The sequence below is a fragment of the Bizionia sp. M204 genome (assembly GCF_023205095.1).
Taxonomy (GTDB): domain Bacteria; phylum Bacteroidota; class Bacteroidia; order Flavobacteriales; family Flavobacteriaceae; genus Algorimicrobium; species Algorimicrobium hallyeonense.
The window spans coordinates 1,313,161-1,333,696 of record NZ_CP046242.1; the positions used below are offsets into that span (position 1 = coordinate 1,313,161).

Here is a 20,536-nt window from a genome sequence, read left to right on the forward strand (position 1 = left end):
CAGCGGAATGATTAATTGGATGTTCCATCTGCCCTTTTTTAAAACAAATATTATAAACAGATGAAACAAAAATTTCAAATAAACGGAATCAGTTGTGGTGGATGGGTTGCAAGAGTAAAGAAGACCTTGGAATCCCATCCCAACATCGATAAGGCTGAAATTTTATTGGCACCAAAAGGAGCTACACTCATTACGATGAATGAAGCACTTTCGGTTGCCGAAATACAAAAGCAACTCGATGCGCTCAATGGCTATACAATCACAGAAATTAATTAATAACAACTAAAAATTTTAATTATGCATTTACACGACGGACATTTTGGAGGCATGCACCTTATATGGTGGATTATTTGGTTAGGTATTATTATTTGGATATTCTTTATCCCTTATGATATCCCTTACCAAAAAACAAAGAAAGACAGCCCATTGGACATTCTTAAAAAACGCTATGCAAAAGGCGAAATATCCAAGGAAGAATATGAAGAATCAAAAAAGATTTTAAACGAGGACAACTAACCTTAAATTATAAAATTATGCATCGTTTAAACGTAAAAAAACTCGGTTTTGCCTTCGGTCTTACAGGAAGCTTGATTTATTTGGGCTGTATGATTGTAATGATTACTGCGGGACAAGAAGGATCTATTGTCTTTTTTAATAGTCTCTTACACGGTCTGGACACTACCAATATTATAAGAATGGACATTTCCTCATTGGAAGCATTATTTGGCTTTGTCCAAACATTTATTTTAGGATGGCTTATAGGCGCTTGTATTGGAGCATTTTATAACGCACAAATAAAAAAGGAACAATAGGTTCAAAAGAATTAATATGAACGTAAACCATTCAAATACTACTATGACAGAACCTGCTTGCAAGATAACAGATGAAATTTGCCTGCCTGATACTAATTTACCTCGTGTTGTTATTATAGGTGGTGGGTTTGCAGGTTTGGCATTGGTTGAAAAACTGAAACACAAAGAGATGCAGGTGGTACTGTTTGATAAAAACAACTTCCACCAGTTTCAGCCATTATTTTATCAGGTGGCAACGAGTGCCTTGGAGCCTGACAGTATTGTGTTTCCATTCCGAAAGCAAATCAATGGATATAAGAATGTATTGTTTCGTTTGGCTGAAGTAGAAGAAATCCAACCTTCTACAAACACCATTATAACCAATAAGGGAAGCCTTCACTTTGACTATCTTGTATTGGCAACGGGAACAACTACCAATTTTTTTGGGCTGGATAATGTCGAGTCCCATAGTCTTGGAATGAAAGACATTCGAGATTCCCTGAACATCCGACATATGATGCTTCAAAATTTGGAACAAGCTGCCATCACTTGTGATGAAAAGGAACGTGATGCCTTAACAAATTTCGTCATCGTTGGTGGTGGCCCTGCTGGCGTAGAGATGGCAGGGGCTTTAGCTGAATTCTGTAAATACATTCTTCCCAAGGATTATCCAGAATACCCTTCTTCCATTATGAACATTTATTTAATAGAAGCCATTGATGAATTGTTAAGTACAATGTCTGAAAAGGCATCTTCGCAAACCCTGAAATATTTGAAGGACTTGGATGTAAAGGTACTATTAAATGAATCGGTAAGCGATTATGACGGTTCCGTAGTCACAACCAAAAGTGGAAAAACCATTTTAGCCAAAAACCTCATCTGGACGGCTGGTGTTAAAGGACAGTTCCCAAAAGGCATTGATGAAAAACACGTGGTTAAGGGCAACCGCTTAAAAACAGACTTATTTTTAAAAGTAGAAGGTTACGAAAACATTTTTGCTATAGGTGATATAGCAGCGCTAATTTCTGAAGATACACCCAAAGGACATCCACAAGTAGCCCAAGCAGCTATTCAACAAGGAAAATATCTGGGGAATTCATTACTAAAAATTATTAAAGATGAACCTGTAAAACCTTTCGAATATAAAGACAAAGGTTCATTGGCCACAGTAGGAAAACGCAAGGCAGTAGCCGATTTGGGTAAATTCAAATTTGCAGGCTATTTCGCCTGGTTGCTATGGTCTATCGTACACCTTATGTCTATAAGTGGGTTCAGAAACAAATTGATGGTGGGTTTTAATTGGGTGGTAAGCTATTTCACATATGAAAAGAGCAATCGTTTGATTATTAGAAATTTTAAACCGAATTCATCAACTAATAATATAAAGAACTAATTTACTGATGAAAAACACCACAGATAAAAAAAATAAGCTTACACTAATTGGTTCCATATCTCTCGGTACAGGCGTAATGATTGGCGCTGGCATATTTGTTCTTATGGGGCAAATAGCCGAATTGGTGGGCGACTTATTTCCAATTGCCTTTATTGCTGGTGCCATTGTGGTGGGTTTCAGTTCCTATTCCTATGTAAAGTTTTCAAATGCTTTTCCATCTTCTGGAGGGGTCGTCAAATTTTTAAATAAATCATACGGACCTGGAACGACAACAGGTGTTTTTTCATTGTTGATGTATGTATCAATGGTAGTTTCAGAAAGTTTGGTGGCGGGTACTTTCGGAGCCTATACGCTTCGGCTGTTCCCAGAGAATTTTGCAGGTTACGCGTCTGTTCTTGGTATTCTGCTATTGGTAACAGCCTATATCGTGAACATTTTAGGGAATAAAGTAATTGGCGCAACAGCCACATTTACAGCAATTATTAAAGTCGCTGGTATTGCATTACTCGCGATTGCAGGCTTAATAGTTTCCGGGTTTGCAGATATTACAGGAGAATATATCCCTCAAAATACCGAAGCCTTGCCAAAAGGATTAGGTTTTTTAGCCGCATTGGCATTAGCAATACTCGCCTATAAAGGATTCACAACAATCACGAATCAAGGTGGAGATATTAAAAATCCACACAAAAACCTTGGACGGTCCATTGTGTTTTCCATTCTAATCTGCACCATTATATATGTAGCATTGGCACTGGCTGTTGCAGGAGGGCTAAGCATTCCAGAAATAATCGAAGCTAAAGATTATGCCTTGGCTGCTGCTGCAAAACCCGTTTTCGGGGAATGGGGTTCTTGGATTACTATTGCAATTGCGATTATCGCGACTTTTTCAGGCGTTATCGCAAGTGTGTTTTCCGCATCTCGTTTGTTGGCGATGTTAAGCAATATGAAACAAGTACCATCACTAAAAAGAATGGGTAATTTTAAAAATCCTGCCCTCATATTCACGGTTTCACTGGCTATTTTGCTGACCGTAATGTTCGATTTAACAAGAATTGCTTCCATAGGAGCTATTTTTTATCTCATTATGGATATAGCTATCCATTGGGGGCTTTATCGTCACCTTAAAAAGGAAGTGAAATTTAACCCTCTCATTCCGCTAATAGCCATTGTAATGGATATTGCAGTCCTCACGGCCTTTCTTTATATAAAATATTTGAACGATCCTCTGGTACTTATTGTTGCAGCGATTGGGATTATTCTAATAATTGTTGCGGAACGTCTTTTTATGATTTCGCATACAGACGATGAAGGTAATATGCCGATGGGAATGAGCTAGGACAAATCAAAAATAATAGAAAATAATATTAATTAATTTAAAATTTAAAAAAATGAAACAACAAATTGAAATTACAGGAATGACCTGCGGAGGTTGTGTTAAAAATGTCAAAGATACATTAGAACAAATTGAGGGAGTACAAACGGTAGAAGTAAGTCTGAATCCACCGCAAGCAGTTATTGAAGCAAATGAGTCTATCAGTAGCGCGCAACTCATTCAAGCCTTGGCAAAAGCGGGTGGCTACAGTATCACGGGTGCAAAAGGTGACGATATGCAAAAAAAATCAGGAGGATCCTGTTGCAGTTAGAAACCTGTTTAACACTCGGAATAAAAGAGAAAAATATAATTTATTCAACAACATATTTATAAACTAGAAAATGAAAAACATAGCAGTTATAGGATACGGAGTCATTGGAAAAAGAGTGGCGGATGCCATTAATCTACAAGACGATATGAAACTTTCCGGCGTGTGTGATGTTATTAGCGATTGGCGCATTCAAAACGCAGTAAGAAAGGAATATGATATCTACGCAGCCACTCAAGAAGCAAAAGACAAAATGAAGGCCGAAGGTATTTCAGTAAAAGGAAATATGCAGGAACTTTTAGAAAAATCAGATCTTGTTGTGGATTGTACCCCTAAAAAAATTGCAGCTCAAAATGTCGCGATTTATAAAGAATTAAACATCAAATTTATTTTGCACGGAGGCGAAAAGCACGAAACTACAGGTCATTCCTTCAGTGCCGAAAATAATTACAAATCAGCCATAAATATAGATGCCACAAGAGTGGTTTCCTGCAACACCACCTCTATTTTAAGAACCTTAACGGCTTTAAAAAGAGCAGACTTATTGGATTATGCCAGAGGCACCCTTTTAAGAAGAGCTACAGATCCTTGGGAAAGCCATCTCGGCGGAATAATGAACACGATGCTTCCAGAAAGAGATATTCCAAGTCATCAAGGCCCGGATGCTAAAAGCGTGGATCCCGATTTAGATGTCATCACTGTCGCAGTGAAAGTTCCAGAAACTTTGAGCCATATGCACTACTGGAACGTGAAATTGAAAAAACAAGCCTCAAAAGAAGAAGTGTTGAATGCTTTTAGAACATCCAGTCGTATCAAATTAATTCAATATGATCAAGGTTTAGTTTCAAACAACACCATCAAGGAAATGTTTTTAGATATGGGCAGACCTTGGGGTGATATGTATGAAGTAGCCCTTTGGGAAGATATGCTGAAGGTAGTGGGAGATGAACTTTTTTACGCCTACGTAGTCGATAACCAAGCCATTGTAATCCCCGAAACCATTGATGCAATCAGGGCATTAACTGGAATTGAAACAGATGGAGCAAAATCCATCGCCAAAACAAATGAAAGTTTAGGAATCAATTAAACTCCTTTAAAATGAAACATCCATTATTAATTTTTAAACACACAGCGGAATGACTAATTGGATCTTCCATATGTCCTTTAAAAAACAAATATTATAGACAGATGAAAACAGACATAAATATTACAGAACTTTTAGGAGAAAAAGCGTCCTTCTATTTAGACCACGTTTGTGAAAAAATAACCAAGGATGAATTGCAAACCCCCAGCAAGAGCAGTCTTGACAAGGTGTTTGGCAATAGCAACAGGAATCCACAGGTACTGCGAAGTCTAGCCCAATTGTACAACCACGGAAATTTGGGAGGTACAGGCTATTTAAGCATCCTTCCAGTAGACCAAGGGATTGAGCATAGCGCAGCCTTTTCATTCTATAAAAATCCTGATTATTTTGATCCAGAGAATATTATAAAATTGGCAATGGAAGCAGGTTGCAACGGAGTGGCTTCAACCTTTGGCGTATTGGGATTGAACGCCCGAAAATACGCCCATAAAATCCCTTTTATCGTGAAAATCAACCATAATGAGCTGCTTACCTACCCTAATAAATATGACCAAACATTATTTGGAAAAGTAAAATCGGCTTGGAATATGGGAGCTGTTGCTGTCGGTGCTACCATCTATTTTGGTTCCGAGGAAAGTAATAGACAACTTAAAGAAATAGCTGAAGCTTTTGAAGAAGCCCATAATTTGGGTATGGCAACCATTTTATGGTGCTATACCCGAAACGAAGCTTTCAAAACTGAAAAAGACGATTATCATGCTGCTGCCGATGTAACTGGACAAGCCAATCACTTGGGCGTTACCATTCAAGCAGATATTATCAAGCAAAAATTACCAACCAATAATTTTGGATTCAAAGAAATAGGTTTTGGTAAATATGATGATGAAATGTATAAAGCCCTTACCACAGACCATCCCATTGACCTATGTAGGTTACAAGTAGCGAATTGTTATATGGGTAAAATAGGATTGATTAATTCCGGTGGCGGATCTAAAGGAGAGTCTGATTTGATTGAAGCAGTTACCACAGCAGTAATAAATAAAAGAGCTGGAGGCTCTGGGTTGATTATGGGAAGAAAAGCATTCCAAAAGCCCTTTGGCCAAGGGGTTAACTTAATCAATGCTGCCCAAAATGTTTATCTGGACGATAAAATCAGTATTGCATAAAAAGAAAAAGAAATGTTTGACACAGAAGTAAAATCACTTAAATCACTTAATGAATACCTGAAAAAACTGGTAGAAAGTCGCCTATGGCTTAAGGTTATCATCGCCTTGTTTCTGGGTGTTGGATTTGGGTTGCTGTTAAGTCCACAAAATGGATGGATTAGCACAGAAACCGCAGATGTGGCGGGAAATTGGCTGGCATTGCCGGGAGTGCTCTTTCTGAAATTGGTACAGATGATTATGATTCCATTAATTGTGGCTTCCATCATTACGGGAATCGCCAGCAATGATAAGGAAAGTTTAAAAAAATTAGGTGGTGGTGTTTTATTATATTTCCTTGGCACTACCATATTTTCGGTAAGTCTCGGTGTTATATTATCACAAATTTTTAGACCAGGCCGTTTTCTGCATCAACAAGCCGCAACGGAACACAATGAAATAACAGCTGTTACAACTGATGGTCCCGAGCTTTCTTTTGGACTTGACACTATCCCCGATACCATATCAAATTTGCTTCCAGACAACCCTTTGGCATCTATGGTAAGTGGCGAAATGTTGAGCATTGTGATTTTCACAATCATTATTGGTGTAGCAGTGCTATCACTTGAAGAAGCATTGTTGCGACCAGTAAAATTGGTTTTAAGTGCCATTCAGGAAGTCTGTATGACCGTGGTGAAATGGTCTATGTTGTTAGTTCCTGTTGCTGTTTTTGGGCTTATGGCACAGCTTACCTCTAGTGTTGGTTTAAGCTCATTGTCCGGTCTAGCATACTACGTTGGAGTCGTGCTTCTTGGGCTTTTATTATTGGTAATTTTCTATTCAGGCTTACTTGTACTTTTTGGAAAAACAAACCCGTTTCATTTCCTAAAAAAAATAAGGGATGTTCAATTATTGGCTTTTTCAACCACAAGTTCTGCCGCCGTGATGCCTTTATCACTTCAAACAGCTGAAGAAGAACTAAAAGTGGACAAGGCCATTAGCAATTTTATCATCCCCATTGGTGTAACTGTCAATATGGATGGAACTGCACTATATCAAACCATTACAACTCTTTTTATTGCCCAAGCTTACGGACTGGAAATGAGTTTACTCAATATTATAGTAATCATTGTAACCATTGTCGCTGCATCCATTGGTACCCCAGCCATTCCTGGTGGTGGTGTGGTTATACTCGCTTCTGTTTTGGGAAGTGTCGGAATACCAGCCGAAGGCATCATCATCATAATTGGTGTAGAAAGATTGTTAGGAATGTTCAGGTCTGCCGTTAACGTAACTGGTGATTTGACTGCCTGTATGGTTTTTAATAGATTTTATAAAAAAACTTCAGGACTAACTACAGATAAAACAACTATTAATTTGAGTTCGAAACAATGATATTACTACTCATATCCATAGTGTTCATTTTTCCAGTTGTTGCTATAGCAAGCTATCAGCATTACAAAATTGGTAAGCAACCAGCTTATGATGCCAACAAAACGTTTTTGAATTATGAAGTAGTAGGTTCTGGAGAGAACAAACTTGTTTTGTTGCACGGATTAACAGGCTCTTTAAACTATTGGAAACGTGAATTAGAAACCATTACAAAAACACATTCGTTACTTTTAATAGACCTTCTCGGCTTTGGAGACTCCCCTAAACCTAAAAGCAATTACACGCTTTCTATTCAATTAGCCGCTGTTGCGTTAATTCTCAACAAAGAAGGGTTTAACAATGGAAAAACTAGTATTGCTGGACATTCTATGGGCGCCATAATTTCATTGGCATTATTGGAAAAACAGCCAAATTGGTTCAAATTAGGAGTTTTTATTAGCATACCTGTTTATAAGGATGCAGATGAATTTAAGAAAGTTATGTCCACACAATCCTTTGTAGATAGAATTTCATCAAGTAAATTCTCAAAATACATTTGTATGATTCATCCCATATTTATGTCACGTGCATTCAAGCCCGATAACCTAACGGATGATGTTTATGAAGATGCAAAAAAGCATCATTGGATGAGTTATTATTATTCGCTCACTGAGGTCATCTTAAAAACAGATCTATACTCTCTTGCAAAGAGAATCAAAGACAAAGAAGTACTGTTCATTCATGGTGAAAAAGACACTACCGCACCTTTAGAAAATGCCTTAAAATTATCAAAGGAATTTAAAAACGCACAACTAATTACTTCATCAGAAGGAGACCATCAGTTCTTTCTGAAAGAAGCAGGATTTGTTTGGAACACAATCCAAGATTTTACTATTTCAGAAAAAAAGCTGCAAAAAACCATTTCAAATGAACACTAATAAAATTAAACATATAGGCGTGTTTACATCTGGAGGCGATAGCCCTGGGATGAACACTACACTGTACGCCATTGCGAAAACTGCTGAAGCAAATGGCATAAAAATAAGTGGTTTTAGAAAAGGGTATGAAGGGTTGATAGATGGCGATTTGATACCATTAAAATCTCAAGAACTAAAAAAAATAACCCAGAAAGGTGGTACCATTCTAAAAACAGCACGGAGCAAACGATTTCTGGAATTAGAGGGTCGTAAAAAAGCATTACAAACGCTGAAAGCAAACAATATAGATGCTTTAATTGCTATTGGTGGCGATGGCACATTTAAAGGACTATTGGCTTTTTCAGAAATATGCGATATCCCTTTTATAGGAATTCCGGGAACCATCGACAACGATATTTCTGGTACTGATTACACCCTTGGTTTTGACTCCGCAGTAAACACGGCCATTGAAAATATTGACAAAATAAAGGACACTGCCGAATCTCATAACCGCGTATTTATTGTTGAAGTAATGGGACGGGATTCAGGATATATCGCTATTCATTCGGGATTGATGGTAGGTGCCGATGCCATCCTTATTCCTGAAAGCGGGAAAGACTTTATATACTTATTGGACAAGATTAAAAACTACGATAGCGAAGATGCTTTCCTTGTAGTGGTTTCTGAAGGTGATGAAATAGGCGCTGAACTTGTTTCATCAAAAATAAAGGAAGTTAATCCCAATGTCGATTTACGAATTACAAAACTCGGCCACGTGCAGCGAGGCGGAAATCCTTCTGCTTTAGATAGAATGTTAGGAATTAGACTTGGGGTAGCCAGTGTAAACGCACTTTTACAAGGTAAAAAGAACGCAATGGTTGGAATTTTAAATAATCAATTGCAGCTAACCCCTTTTAAAGAGGTGGTCAAGCAACATCAGGTAAATACTGAATTATACGAACTTTTAGAACTATTTACAAAATAAGAAATGATAGAAGCGTTTAAAAATATCAATCCATTTATCCTCGGACTACTCATCAGTCTGGGCATTGGTCTTATTCTGGGATTGGAACGTGAATACGATAAATTGAAGGAAGAGCAAGGTTTTGCCGGAATAAGGACTTTCCCGATTGTCGCCATTATTGGTTTTATCTTGGGAAATCTTTCCACAGCCTATACGCCTTGGTTGGTCATTATAATTGCAGCAGCCTTTCTTTTGTTTCTGTCCTTGAGTCATCTGTCTATGATACAAAAACACATTATGACTGGAATTACAACCAATATGGCATTGTTCGCTACGTTGATTTTGGGGGTTATGGTTGCTAATCATTTGCATAAGGAAGCAGTTGCTACTGCGGTAGTTATAGTTACTCTGTTATCATTGAAAACAACCTTCAATACGTTCATTAAGAATATTACTTCAGAAGAACTTTTTGCCTTTATTAAGTTTTCAATTATAGCACTTTTGATTTTACCTTTCTTACCAAATGACGATTTTGGTCCAGAAGGTTTGTTGAACCCCTTTGAGATTGGAGCAATTATAGTGATTGTCTCTTTTCTGAATTTCATCGGCTACTTTCTTGTAAAATATGTAGGTTCTAAACGTGGTATTCTGCTCACTGCAGTTTTAGGTGGATTAATTTCAAGTACCGCAGTAGCTTGGATATATGCATCCCGAAGTAAGGAATCGCCAGAACTTTCAAAAGAATATGCTGCGGGTATCATTATAGCTTCTGCCATAATGTTTCCCAGACTTGCGATTTTGGCCTATATTTTTAATAGTGCCATACTTACCTATTTAGTCGTTCCATTTACCATTCTTACACTTATCTGCTTGATAAGTGCACTCGTATTTATTAAAAAGAATACAGATGTCCCCAAGACAGACATCAATCTGGGTAATCCACTCAATATTTGGAACGCCCTTGGGTTTGGTGGCATTTATGTGGTTATCCTATTTGCCGTTTTTTATGGAAACCAGTTTTTTGGCGAAAGCGGTTTATACTATTCAGCCCTAATTGCAGGATTGGCAGATACGGATGCGATAACTATTAGTATGGCAAAATTTGGGTCTTTGGAAGAAAAACTCGCTCTGGCAACCAATGTCATTATTACCGCAACTATAAGTAATATGATTGTGAAGCTGGGTATTACCTATTTCAAAGGTTCCAAAAAAACGGGAAACTGGTTATGATAATTTTTGGAAGTGTCGTTGTCGTCGGTATAGCCTATATATTAATACAGCTAGTAAATTAAAAAAAAAATGAAAACAACCATATCCAATCTGGACTGTTTTGAAAAAGGCAAAGCTTCAGGTAATGAAGTCTCTTAACTAAAGAACACAGAAAGAAAAATTAGTAGTAACACTTAAAATTATAAAATTATGGATCGAGTAAAAAATAAAGTAGCCATTGTCACGGGAGGTGCTTCTGGCCTAGGAAAATCAAGCGCAATCTTATTGGCACGCGAAGGAGCTAAAATCGTAGTTACAGATGTAGATGAAGAAAATGGAAAAAAAGTAGTTCAAGATATTAAGAGTAATGGCGGTGAGGCCATCTTCATAAAGCAAGATGTTTCTAAAGAAGATGAATGGAAAATGGTCATTGATAGGACACTCAAAACGTATGGAAAACTCAATATCCTGGCGAATTCTGCCGGTATAGGAGTTGGTGGAAATGTGGAAGAGGTTACGCTTGCAGACTGGAAAAAACTTTTAAGTATCAATCTGGACGGCAGCTTCCTTGGTACCCAATACGCTATTAAAGCTATGAAGGAGACTGGAGAGGGTGGGTCAATCATCAACTTTTCTTCCATTGAAGGTCTTATTGGCGACCCCCATTTACCCGCCTATAATGCCAGCAAAGGCGGTGTAACCATATTTACCAAATCCGCAGCACTTCATTGTGCGAAACAGGGTTACAAAATTCGGGTCAATTCCATTCACCCGGCCTATATATGGACACCAATGGTAGAAAACCTCCTTAAAGCCCAAGGTAATTTAGAGGAAGGGAAAAAGTATTTGGAAAGTTTGCATCCAGTCGGACATTTGGGAGAACCAGATGACATAGGTTATGGTGTCGTATATCTAGCTTCGGATGAATCAAAATTTATGACAGGTTCTGAATTGGTAATCGATGGTGGTTATACTGCACAATAAAAGATAAAATAAAAAATTATGAAAAACATACTCGTACCCACTGATTTCTCTGAAAACTGCACCAAAGCTGCACATCTTGGAATTAAAATGGCCAAACTGTACAATGCAGAAATACACTTTTTGCATCTAATGACCACACCTGTAGATTGGGTGAAGCTGGATAAACTCAAAGAAAAGCGCTATCCTGAAACCGTGAAGCAAATTGGTATTGCTAAAGCTAAATTACGAGAACTGGAAAAAATAGCAGAACACGAAGGTCTTAAGTGTAGAACCTTTCTTCAGTTCGATTCAGGACAAAAAGACATTTTAGAGCATTCTGGTCATTTTCATCACGACTTCATCATTACAGGAAGTAGTGGCACTAAAGGCCGTGTGAGGGAAATAACAGGTAGTAATGTTGAGAAAATTGTACGAAAGGCTAATGCCCCGATTATCGTGGTTAAAGAGCAGGAAGTAACGTTTCCTTTTAAGGATATTCTATTTGTCTCTTCTTTTGAAGAAGATGTTAGTCATCCGTTTCAAGCTGTGCTTTCCATAGCTGAAAAATGCGATGCTAAAATTCATTTGTTACACATAAATACAGAGACAGATTTTAATAACATCAATGCTGGATTAAACCCTGTCAAGCAATTCCTTGAAAAGTTTCCCGCTTTAAAAAACGTTTCTATGAACGTTCACAACGAATCGTCAGTAGAAGAAGGTATCAATACATTTTTAAAACATCAGCCCGCAGATTTGGTTGCAATGAGTACCAGCGGAAAGACAGGATTTTTGAGCTTATTTTCAAAAAGTATTGCCGAAGGTGTAACCAATCATTCCGAATTACCGGTAATGACCATTAAAATATAACGATGAAAAAATCAGTTTTAATAAAAAAATATTCTGGGGAGTACCAAGCTTTTGATGTAAATAAACTCATCAATTCTTTGCGTCGTTCCCAGGCAGATGAGACTGTTGTTCAAGATATAGCCCAAAAGATAGAAGAGCAGATTGAAGAAGGAATGTCCACCAAAACAATCTATCAATTGGCTTTCAAAATGCTAAAGAGCAAATCAAGATTAAGTGCTTCAAAGTACAAGCTCAAAAAAGCATTGATGGAATTGGGACCTTCTGGCTTCCCTTTTGAAAAGTTGGTTGGCAAACTATTGGCACACGAAGGGTTTTCAACACAAGTTGGTGTGATTGTGCAGGGCAATTGCGTGCAACACGAAATAGATGTGATAGCGCAAAAAGACAATACCCATTATATGATTGAATGTAAATACCATAGCGATCAAGGGCGGGTTTGTAATGTTAAAATCCCCCTATATATCCATTCAAGGTTTTTAGATGTGGAAAAACAATGGAAGCGCCAAGAAGGTCACGAATCTAAAGGTCATAAAGGAGCTCTGTTCACCAATACACGCTTTTCAAGTGATGCTTTACAATATGGCAAATGTGTGGGATTGTTGTTGACAAGTTGGGATTACCCAAGGGGCGACGGTCTAAAAGATAGAATAGATAAGTCGGGGCTTCATCCATTAACAGCCTTAACAACGCTTACCAAAACCGAAAAGACAAAATTATTGGATACAGGCATTGTGCTCTGTAAAGAGCTTCACGAAAATCCTGCGTTGTTAGAGCAGATAGGAGTCGATAAAAAAAGACATAAAAACATTTTAGAAGATTCAGAAGCGCTATGTAAAAGCACTTAAGAGTTATTAATATAAAAGTTCAACAATCTTAAAATAAAAATAGATGAAAACTAACAACATAAACATTCACTTTTTAGGAGCAGCTGGCACCGTAACAGGCTCAAAATATTTAGTGGACACAGAAGATAAAAAAATACTGATAGACTGCGGACTTTTTCAAGGCTTAAAGGAATTGCGCCTTAAAAACTGGGAATACCCACCTGTAAAAGTTTCAGAAATTGACGCAGTATTGCTTACTCACGGCCATTTGGATCACACAGGGTATCTGCCAAGATTAGTCAAACAAGGGTTCAATGGGCCTATCTACGGCACCAATCCTACTCTGGATATTGCCAAAATCATTCTGAATGATAGTGCAAAAATTCAGGAACAAGAAGCCGAACGTGCCAACAAAGAAGGTTATTCCAAACACAGTCCTGCTGAACCATTGTACGATTTAAAAGATGTTGAAAAAACCATTCCACATTTTAAGAACGTTCCACAATCCCAATGGATTCCATTATTTGATGGTATCAAGGCACGATTTCAGTATAATGGACATATCCTTGGTGCAACATTCATCGAGTTGGACGTCCACGGAAAGCGTTTTGTCTTTTCAGGAGATATTGGAAGAACCAATGATTTATTGCTTTATCCACCTCTGAAACCAAAAAAAGCGGATGTGCTTTTCATTGAATCCACTTATGGAGGAAGATTTCATCCTGACGAAGCGGAAGCACTTCCGCAGATTGAAAAATTGGTTAATGACACGATCAATAGAGGCGGTAGTTTATTTGTTCCAAGTTTTTCAGTAGAACGTGCCCAACTGATGATGCTGATTTTTTGGAAATTATTAAAAGAAAAGAAAATTCCAAAAGTACAAATGATAATGGATAGCCCAATGGGAGCTAGTGTATTGGAATTGTTTCATCGTACAAGGGATTGGCACAGATTGGAAGACAATGAATGTGATGAAATGTGTTCACATTTCACGGTTGTAAGCAGTTATCGGGAAACTATGGAGTTACGAACAGACGACAAACCAAAAATTGTGATTGCTGGAAGTGGAATGCTTACAGGTGGAAGAATGCTCAACTATCTCGAAACCCAAGCGCAAAACCCAAATAACACCTTGCTTTTTGTAGGCTATCAAGCTGAAGGCACTCGTGGCAGAAAATTATTGGAAGGCGAAAAAGAATTAAAAGTGTATGGAAAAACGGTATCCTTTCAAATGGAAGTAGCCGAAATTCAAGGCCTCTCGGCACACGCAGACCACGCTGAATTAATTGATTGGATGAGCAAAATAAAAAATAAGCCAGCGCGAATTTTTATTGTGCACGGAGAAAAAGAAAGTGCGGAAGCCCTTCAAAAAGGAATAAAGGAAACCTATGGATGGAATGCTGAAATCCCGCAGCTATACAGTATCGAAAATGTATAACTCTTAAATCAAATAAAATGGAAACGAAAAGAGCAATCAACAAATGGCATGTGATAACCGGTGGTCCGAGCACTGGAAAAACTACCGTGATAAATATGTTGGCTGAAAGAGGTTACAAAACAACCATTGAACACGCACGGCATTATATAGACACTATGCGTATTGAAGGACAAACGGTTGAAGAAATAAGGAACAATAAAAGGCAATTTCAATTAGGAGTTCTGGATATGCAAATAGAACAAGAAAAAGCCATCCAGCCCAAAGATTTAGTGTTTTTGGATAGAGCCATACCAGACGCTATGGCATACTATCAATTTTTAAAGTTGGACTATGATGAGAAACTGCTCAGCGCAGTTAAAAATACCTCATATAAAAAAATTTTCATTTTAGACCGACTGCCATTCACCAAAGACTATGCAAGAACCGAAGACGAAGAAGATCAAAAGATAATACATCAATTAATAATAGATGTGTACACCGTTTTAGGGTTTCCGATAGTTACTGTTCCTGTTTTGCCACCAACGGAGCGTGTAGAATTTATTTTAAACAATATATAATAGCAATGACAATCTATTTGTATGTAATCTCTAACCACAATAGTTTCAAATAATGAAGAAAACTCTTGATACTTTCAATCAACAAAACCATAAAACATCCACTAAACTTATGATGACACAGGTTCTATTGTTCTATTTTATTTTGGGCTGTACAAGTATAATAGCACAAACTGAAATGCTCATTGGGCAGATTTCAGACAGAGTTGTCATTCGGGAGAATTTTGATGAAGAAGGTGCTTTTCTCAACAAGCAAACTTTTGATGCTGGTGAAATAATAGAGAAAAATGGATATTTCGAAATAGAGGTAATCACAGAATTATATGACAAAGACAAAAAATCCACCGATAAATATACAACTACCTATCGCTGTAAACCAAATGAGGCGAGTGTGATGGTAATGGCATTTCCATTTTCAAACCCAAAATCAAAGGAAACCGAAATCAATACCACATCCGCAAATTTTAAAGAGCTGTATGATTTAAATAACCTTGAAGATATAGAACTGGAAATGAGTTTTGATTCGGGCTTATTGAATTTTTTTGGTTCAAAAAGCACGATAAAAATTTACGACCGAAAATTGAATAGTAACAAAAACAATATTAAATCAAAAGTCAATATCAAGGCCTATGCGTGGGGAATTCGCATCAAGCAACTCAACTATATCGTTAACGAGAAATTAAATGCAAACGGCTTATTGACCTTTCAGAAATTTACAGAAGAAGATAAAAGTTATTTTACAATAACCTATAAATAGAAACAAATGAAAAATTACGATACATTATCAGAAGCCATAAACGATTTACAGGTAAACGAATATCCCTATGATTTCAACTTAACGCCAGAATGTCTGGAATGTGCTTCCTTGAAAATTGAGATTCGACCAGAAGATTTTAAAGTAGATACAATCTATCGCTTTGAAGGAATGAGCAGTACCGGTGATAATAGCATTTTATATGCAATATCTTCTAAAGAAGGCATTAAAGGTCTTTTGGTAGATGCCTATGGCGTATATGCCGAAAATATTTCAGAAGCAATGCGGAAAAAATTACGATAACACTTAAACAATACTATAATGGAAAATAACGAAAATCACAATCACGACAAAATGGACCACTCTAAAATGGATCATTCAAAGATGAAACACAAAAAAGAAGACCACTCAAAAATGGATCATTCCAAAATGAAAAAGGGTGATGGAGACCATTCTGGTCATAATCCGGGTCACGGGAAAATGGGTCACGACCATCATAAAATGATGATAGCAGACTTTAGAAAACGATTCTGGGTAACGCTAGTCCTAACCATCCCTATCTTGTTCTTCTCGCCAATGATTCAAGATTTTTTTGGATATGAGTTCTTACTTCCTGGTAATCCTTATATACTGTTTGCGGTTTCTACCATTGTATATTTCTATGGTGGTTGGCCTTTTCTTAAGGGTTTCGTTTCCGAAGTAAAGAATGGTGCGCCAGGGATGATGACACTTATATCTATGGCAATAAGTGTCGCCTATTTCTATAGTTCTGCAACCGTTTTTGGTTTAGAAGGTGTGGATTTCTTTTGGGAACTGGCAACGCTAATCGCAATTATGCTTGTAGGGCATTGGATTGAGATGAAAAGTGTCCTAGGAGCATCGAAAGCTCTACAACTTTTAGTAAGTATGATGCCTGCGGAAGCACATCGCGTTAAAGGTGATACTATTGAAGATATCGCACTTGAAGATTTATTAAAAGATGATGTGATATTGGTAAAACCCGGAGAGAAAGTACCAGCTGACGGTATTATAGTAGAAGGTTCAAGCTATTTGAACGAATCGATGCTCACGGGAGAATCAAAGCCTGTAAAAAAAGATGAAAAAGACAAGGTCATTGGTGGTTCTGTAAATGGTAATAGCACCTTAAAAGTAAAAGTTGAACATACAGGAAAAGACAGTTATCTCAACAAGGTTATCACTATGGTTGAGGAAGCCCAGAAGACCAAATCTAAAATGCAGAACCTTTCCGATAGAGCAGCAAAATGGCTGACTTATATAGCTTTGGCGATTGGTTTTGGTACGTTGGCAGTTTGGTTGATTTTAGGCTTTCCATTTGTCTATGCTTTAGAAAGAATGGTTACCGTTATGGTTATTGCTTGTCCACACGCTTTAGGTCTAGCCATACCTTTGGTAGTTGCAATCTCTACATCAGTATCTGCACAGAACGGATTGTTGATTCGTAACAGGACTGCTTTTGAAGAATCACGTAAAATTTCAGTATTGCTTTTTGATAAAACAGGAACCCTAACCAAAGGGGATTTTGGTGTAACACGCATAAAATCTGTTAATGAAGCGTATGCAACCGAAGAAATTTTAAGACTGTCCAGCGCTTTGGAACAGAGTTCGGAACATCCTATTGCAGTAGGTATTATTAAGAGAGTTAAAGAAGACAATATTTCCATCCCAAAACCCGAAAACTTTAATGCAATTACGGGTAAAGGCGTAGAGGCAAATGTAGAAGGCAAACAAGTAAAAGTGGTTAGTCCTGGTTATTTAAGGGATGAAAAAATTACTATTCCTGAAGATGCGTATAGTGATGCTGCTGAAACTGTTGTATTCATATTAATTGATGGACAGCTAGCAGGATACATTGCCCTTGCTGATGAAATAAGACCCGAATCTGCCGAAGCTATTAAAATATTTAAAAAGAATAATATTAAAGTGTTGATGGCTACTGGCGATAATGAACAAACAGCTAAAGCAGTTAGCGATAAGCTTGGTTTAGATGGTTATTATGCTGAAGTTCTGCCGCATCAAAAAGTGGAAATAGTTGAAAAGTTACAAAATGAAGGAGAATTTGTAGCTATGACAGGTGATGGTGTAAACGATGCACCGGCACTTGCCAAAGCGAATGTTGGAATTGCTGTTGGTTCGGGCACCGATGTGGCTGCTGAAACAGCTGACATCATATTAGTGAATAGCAACCCTCAAGATATTGCCAACTTAATATTATTTGGAAAGGCTACCTACAATAAAATGATTCAGAATCTAATCTGGGCTACAGGATATAATGTAATAGCTATTCCACTAGCAGCTGGTGTATTATATTCATCAGGCTTTGTTTTAGGCCCAGCAGTAGGAGCTGTATTAATGAGTTTAAGCACCATTATTGTGGCTATTAATGCACAATTATTAAAGCGAAAAATAGGTAAAAAATAAATGGAAAGAAAAGAAAAACTCAACAGGATATTTTTAATCCTGTTGAGTTTATTTGTAGTAATGTTAGGGTATGGTATTTTACTACCAACCCTACCCTACTACACCGAAAGACTAGCCTTAAAAGACAATCTCGATACCAATCTAATCAACTTCCATATTGGATTGCTCACCAGCATATATCCACTTTTTCAATTACTTTTTGTAGTGGTTTGGGGAAAGCTTTCCGATAAATACGGGCGCAAACCTATTATCATTTGTGGCCTGCTTGGTTTTGTAATTATGCAAGTACTTACGGGTCTGGCAACCTCTTTAACCATGCTATATATCGCAAGAATTTTTGGAGGCATTTTTACATCCTCCGTAATTCCTGTTAGCAATGCTTATTTAAGCGACATAACTTCAAATAAACAGAGAACAAAAATAATGGCCTGGTCTGGTGTTGCCATTAGTTCTGGGGTTATTTTCGGCCCTGTCATTGGTGGCTTTCTGTCTCAAACTAACATTCATATTAAATTTTCCATAGGCCTACTGCATTTAGACAGATTTTCAGTGCCCTTTTTGTTTGCTGCCCTTTTAGGATTGATTGTCTTATTCGTTATAATGAAATGGCTAAAGAACACAGTTCGAGTTCATAAGACTGTTACACAAAAAATGTCCTTGCGCTTCACATTTAGCAACTATTTTATTATGCTATTAACCTTGTCGTTTGTGCTACAATTTGTTGTGACGTTATTTGAAACCGTGTTTTCAATTTACGGGAAAGATGAATTGGAATTTAACAGCAATCAAGTCGCTATTGGCTTTATGCTATGCGGTTCTGTCATGGCTGTTTTACAGCCCATTTTTGCAAATTATGGTGAGAAAATTTTATCCTCAAAAAAACAAATTGCTTTAGGTTTACTAATATCTGGTTTATCCCTAATAGCATTTCCTGTTTTCAAAAATGAATTTTTAGTCTATGTATTAATCAGTGTATTCGCAGCAGGTGCTGCTATGGTCACGCCAAACTTATTATCAGCAGTCTCATTAACATCTAAAGAAAATACAGGCAGAAATATATCCATACAAAGTTCTACAAATAGTATGGGGCAAATTTTAGGACCCGTTCTCGGAACCTGGCTACTTGCAGGTGGTTTTTATTATCCTTTTATCGTTTCAGGAACAATAGTATTAATGACTATTGCATTGGTTTATATGCTGAAACGGTACAATAAGGATAGCAACTCTAATTAATTCAATCAAGCAGGCAACATCATAAAAACACCCTTAACTAAATTAATAACTAATACACATACCATCCCACTACCCTTTTTAATAATTTAAGGAAGAGAAAATAGTGCACAATAGCACCATAACAGCAACAAATACAAGTTCAAGATCAAATAGTAATCAATTGAAGAATCAATAAAACAAGAGACAACAAAGATTCGGCAGTATAATTAAATGTTGCCGAATCTTTGCTTTTTTTACATGTATAAAAACACATATAAAATCATAACAAATACACGACATATCGAAGAGCTTAAAAAGACATTTTCAAATATTGGTTATGTAAAGGTTAGCGACATCATTACTTTTTACAGGCAGTTTGATAAAGACATGAAACGTGCAACAGTAGATTAGAGAATACACGACCTGGTAAATAAAGGATTGCTGCACAGACACCTTATAGAATTAGTTTATAAAAAACCAAATCTATCAATACCTCTTCCATTATAACCAATAACAATTATATTAGTACAGATATAAAAGTTGTCCAACGTGATAGAAATTCTTTTATATATTGTGATCCTAAAACAACCATATTAATTTATTAACATCTATCAATTAATATGTTAAAAAGTTTAAATATAAATATCACAAAAATTAACGAACTTGTAGTTTATAAATTAATATCTACAAAAATTAAAAACTATGGGAATTAAACCAGGACCAAAAAGAATTGCAGATTCTACGGGAAAACCAGACAGACGTCAACGAGATAATAAGCAAACTCCTAAAAATACACCATCCTTAAAACCTCATAAACATAAGAAAGGCGACTAATTAAAATATATTCAAAATACCTAGGAATCTTTTTATTAACGACGGACTTAAAAGTAAAGCTGAATTAAAGAAATGTGATGAATTTTTTTTGTTTGATTTCATAAATACACCAAACTTCAACTTATTCAATTTCCCAA

The 20,536-nt window shown here is 36.9% G+C and carries 22 protein-coding genes; all 22 read left to right on the plus strand.

Features of this window, described 5'->3' with window-relative positions:
* Positions 1-60: 60 nt before the first annotated feature.
* The 22 genes from GMA17_RS05940 (at position 61) to GMA17_RS15385 (ending at position 20,399) form a co-directional block, all read left to right on the plus strand.
* The gene (locus GMA17_RS05940; RefSeq protein WP_248400123.1) at positions 61-276 is read left to right on the plus strand and encodes a heavy-metal-associated domain-containing protein; all 216 of its coding nucleotides are present in this window, start codon (positions 61-63) and stop codon (positions 274-276) included.
* A 21-nt stretch (positions 277-297) separates the two neighbouring features.
* Positions 298-516 (plus strand): SHOCT domain-containing protein, encoded by a 219-nt coding sequence (locus GMA17_RS05945; RefSeq protein WP_066249806.1) that lies wholly within the window; start codon positions 298-300, stop codon positions 514-516.
* Between the two features lie 17 nt (positions 517-533).
* Positions 534-812 carry a DUF5676 family membrane protein gene (locus GMA17_RS05950; protein WP_066249803.1) on the plus strand — a complete coding sequence of 93 codons (279 nt, stop codon included), beginning with the start codon at positions 534-536 and terminating at the stop codon, positions 810-812.
* A gap of 16 nt (positions 813-828) precedes the next feature.
* Entirely contained in the window at positions 829-2,184 is a 1,356-nt protein-coding gene (locus GMA17_RS05955) for an NAD(P)/FAD-dependent oxidoreductase (RefSeq protein ID WP_248400126.1), read from the plus strand.
* A 7-nt stretch (positions 2,185-2,191) separates the two neighbouring features.
* Complete coding sequence (locus GMA17_RS05960; protein ID WP_066249796.1) at positions 2,192-3,520, plus strand: APC family permease; 1,329 nt, start codon at positions 2,192-2,194, stop codon at positions 3,518-3,520.
* 52 nt (positions 3,521-3,572) lie between these two features.
* The gene (locus tag GMA17_RS05965; protein WP_066249793.1) at positions 3,573-3,827 is read left to right on the plus strand and encodes a heavy-metal-associated domain-containing protein; all 255 of its coding nucleotides are present in this window, start codon (positions 3,573-3,575) and stop codon (positions 3,825-3,827) included.
* Positions 3,828-3,897: 70 nt separating this feature from the next.
* Positions 3,898-4,911 carry a type II glyceraldehyde-3-phosphate dehydrogenase gene (locus GMA17_RS05970; RefSeq protein ID WP_066249790.1) on the plus strand — a complete coding sequence of 338 codons (1,014 nt, stop codon included), beginning with the start codon at positions 3,898-3,900 and terminating at the stop codon, positions 4,909-4,911.
* Positions 4,912-5,012: 101 nt separating this feature from the next.
* Entirely contained in the window at positions 5,013-6,074 is a 1,062-nt protein-coding gene (locus tag GMA17_RS05975) for a class I fructose-bisphosphate aldolase (RefSeq protein ID WP_248400128.1), read from the plus strand.
* Positions 6,075-6,086: 12 nt separating this feature from the next.
* Positions 6,087-7,445 carry a dicarboxylate/amino acid:cation symporter gene (locus GMA17_RS05980; protein WP_066249784.1) on the plus strand — a complete coding sequence of 453 codons (1,359 nt, stop codon included), beginning with the start codon at positions 6,087-6,089 and terminating at the stop codon, positions 7,443-7,445.
* A complete protein-coding gene (locus GMA17_RS05985) occupies positions 7,442-8,359 on the plus strand; it encodes an alpha/beta fold hydrolase (RefSeq protein ID WP_248400130.1) in 918 nt (305 codons plus the stop codon). Before GMA17_RS05980 ends, GMA17_RS05985 begins: the two co-directional genes overlap by 4 nt.
* Positions 8,349-9,323 carry an ATP-dependent 6-phosphofructokinase gene (locus GMA17_RS05990; protein ID WP_248400132.1) on the plus strand — a complete coding sequence of 325 codons (975 nt, stop codon included), beginning with the start codon at positions 8,349-8,351 and terminating at the stop codon, positions 9,321-9,323. Before GMA17_RS05985 ends, GMA17_RS05990 begins: the two co-directional genes overlap by 11 nt.
* A 3-nt stretch (positions 9,324-9,326) precedes the next feature.
* Complete coding sequence (locus GMA17_RS05995; RefSeq protein WP_248400134.1) at positions 9,327-10,532, plus strand: MgtC/SapB family protein; 1,206 nt, start codon at positions 9,327-9,329, stop codon at positions 10,530-10,532.
* Between the two features lie 189 nt (positions 10,533-10,721).
* Complete coding sequence (locus tag GMA17_RS06000) at positions 10,722-11,495, plus strand: SDR family oxidoreductase (protein WP_248400136.1); 774 nt, start codon at positions 10,722-10,724, stop codon at positions 11,493-11,495.
* Positions 11,496-11,513: 18 nt separating this feature from the next.
* Positions 11,514-12,344, plus strand: coding sequence for a universal stress protein (locus GMA17_RS06005; protein ID WP_248400138.1), 831 nt, complete (start codon positions 11,514-11,516; stop codon positions 12,342-12,344).
* A 2-nt stretch (positions 12,345-12,346) separates the two neighbouring features.
* Positions 12,347-13,189 (plus strand): restriction endonuclease, encoded by an 843-nt coding sequence (locus GMA17_RS06010; protein WP_248400140.1) that lies wholly within the window; start codon positions 12,347-12,349, stop codon positions 13,187-13,189.
* 43 nt (positions 13,190-13,232) lie between these two features.
* Positions 13,233-14,606, plus strand: a complete 1,374-nt coding sequence (locus GMA17_RS06015) for an MBL fold metallo-hydrolase RNA specificity domain-containing protein (protein WP_248400142.1) — start codon at positions 13,233-13,235, stop codon at positions 14,604-14,606.
* A gap of 17 nt (positions 14,607-14,623) precedes the next feature.
* A complete protein-coding gene (locus tag GMA17_RS06020) occupies positions 14,624-15,163 on the plus strand; it encodes an AAA family ATPase (RefSeq protein ID WP_248400144.1) in 540 nt (179 codons plus the stop codon).
* Positions 15,164-15,338: 175 nt separating this feature from the next.
* Positions 15,339-15,917 carry a hypothetical protein gene (locus GMA17_RS06025; protein WP_231931269.1) on the plus strand — a complete coding sequence of 193 codons (579 nt, stop codon included), beginning with the start codon at positions 15,339-15,341 and terminating at the stop codon, positions 15,915-15,917.
* Between the two features lie 6 nt (positions 15,918-15,923).
* Positions 15,924-16,217, plus strand: coding sequence for a phosphoribosylpyrophosphate synthetase (locus GMA17_RS06030; protein ID WP_066249755.1), 294 nt, complete (start codon positions 15,924-15,926; stop codon positions 16,215-16,217).
* Between the two features lie 18 nt (positions 16,218-16,235).
* Positions 16,236-18,353 carry a copper-translocating P-type ATPase gene (locus tag GMA17_RS06035; RefSeq protein WP_066249749.1) on the plus strand — a complete coding sequence of 706 codons (2,118 nt, stop codon included), beginning with the start codon at positions 16,236-16,238 and terminating at the stop codon, positions 18,351-18,353.
* Positions 18,354-19,586 carry an MFS transporter gene (locus GMA17_RS06040; RefSeq protein ID WP_066249745.1) on the plus strand — a complete coding sequence of 411 codons (1,233 nt, stop codon included), beginning with the start codon at positions 18,354-18,356 and terminating at the stop codon, positions 19,584-19,586.
* A 681-nt stretch (positions 19,587-20,267) separates the two neighbouring features.
* Complete coding sequence (locus GMA17_RS15385; RefSeq protein WP_255365490.1) at positions 20,268-20,399, plus strand: hypothetical protein; 132 nt, start codon at positions 20,268-20,270, stop codon at positions 20,397-20,399.
* Positions 20,400-20,536: the final 137 nt, after the last annotated feature.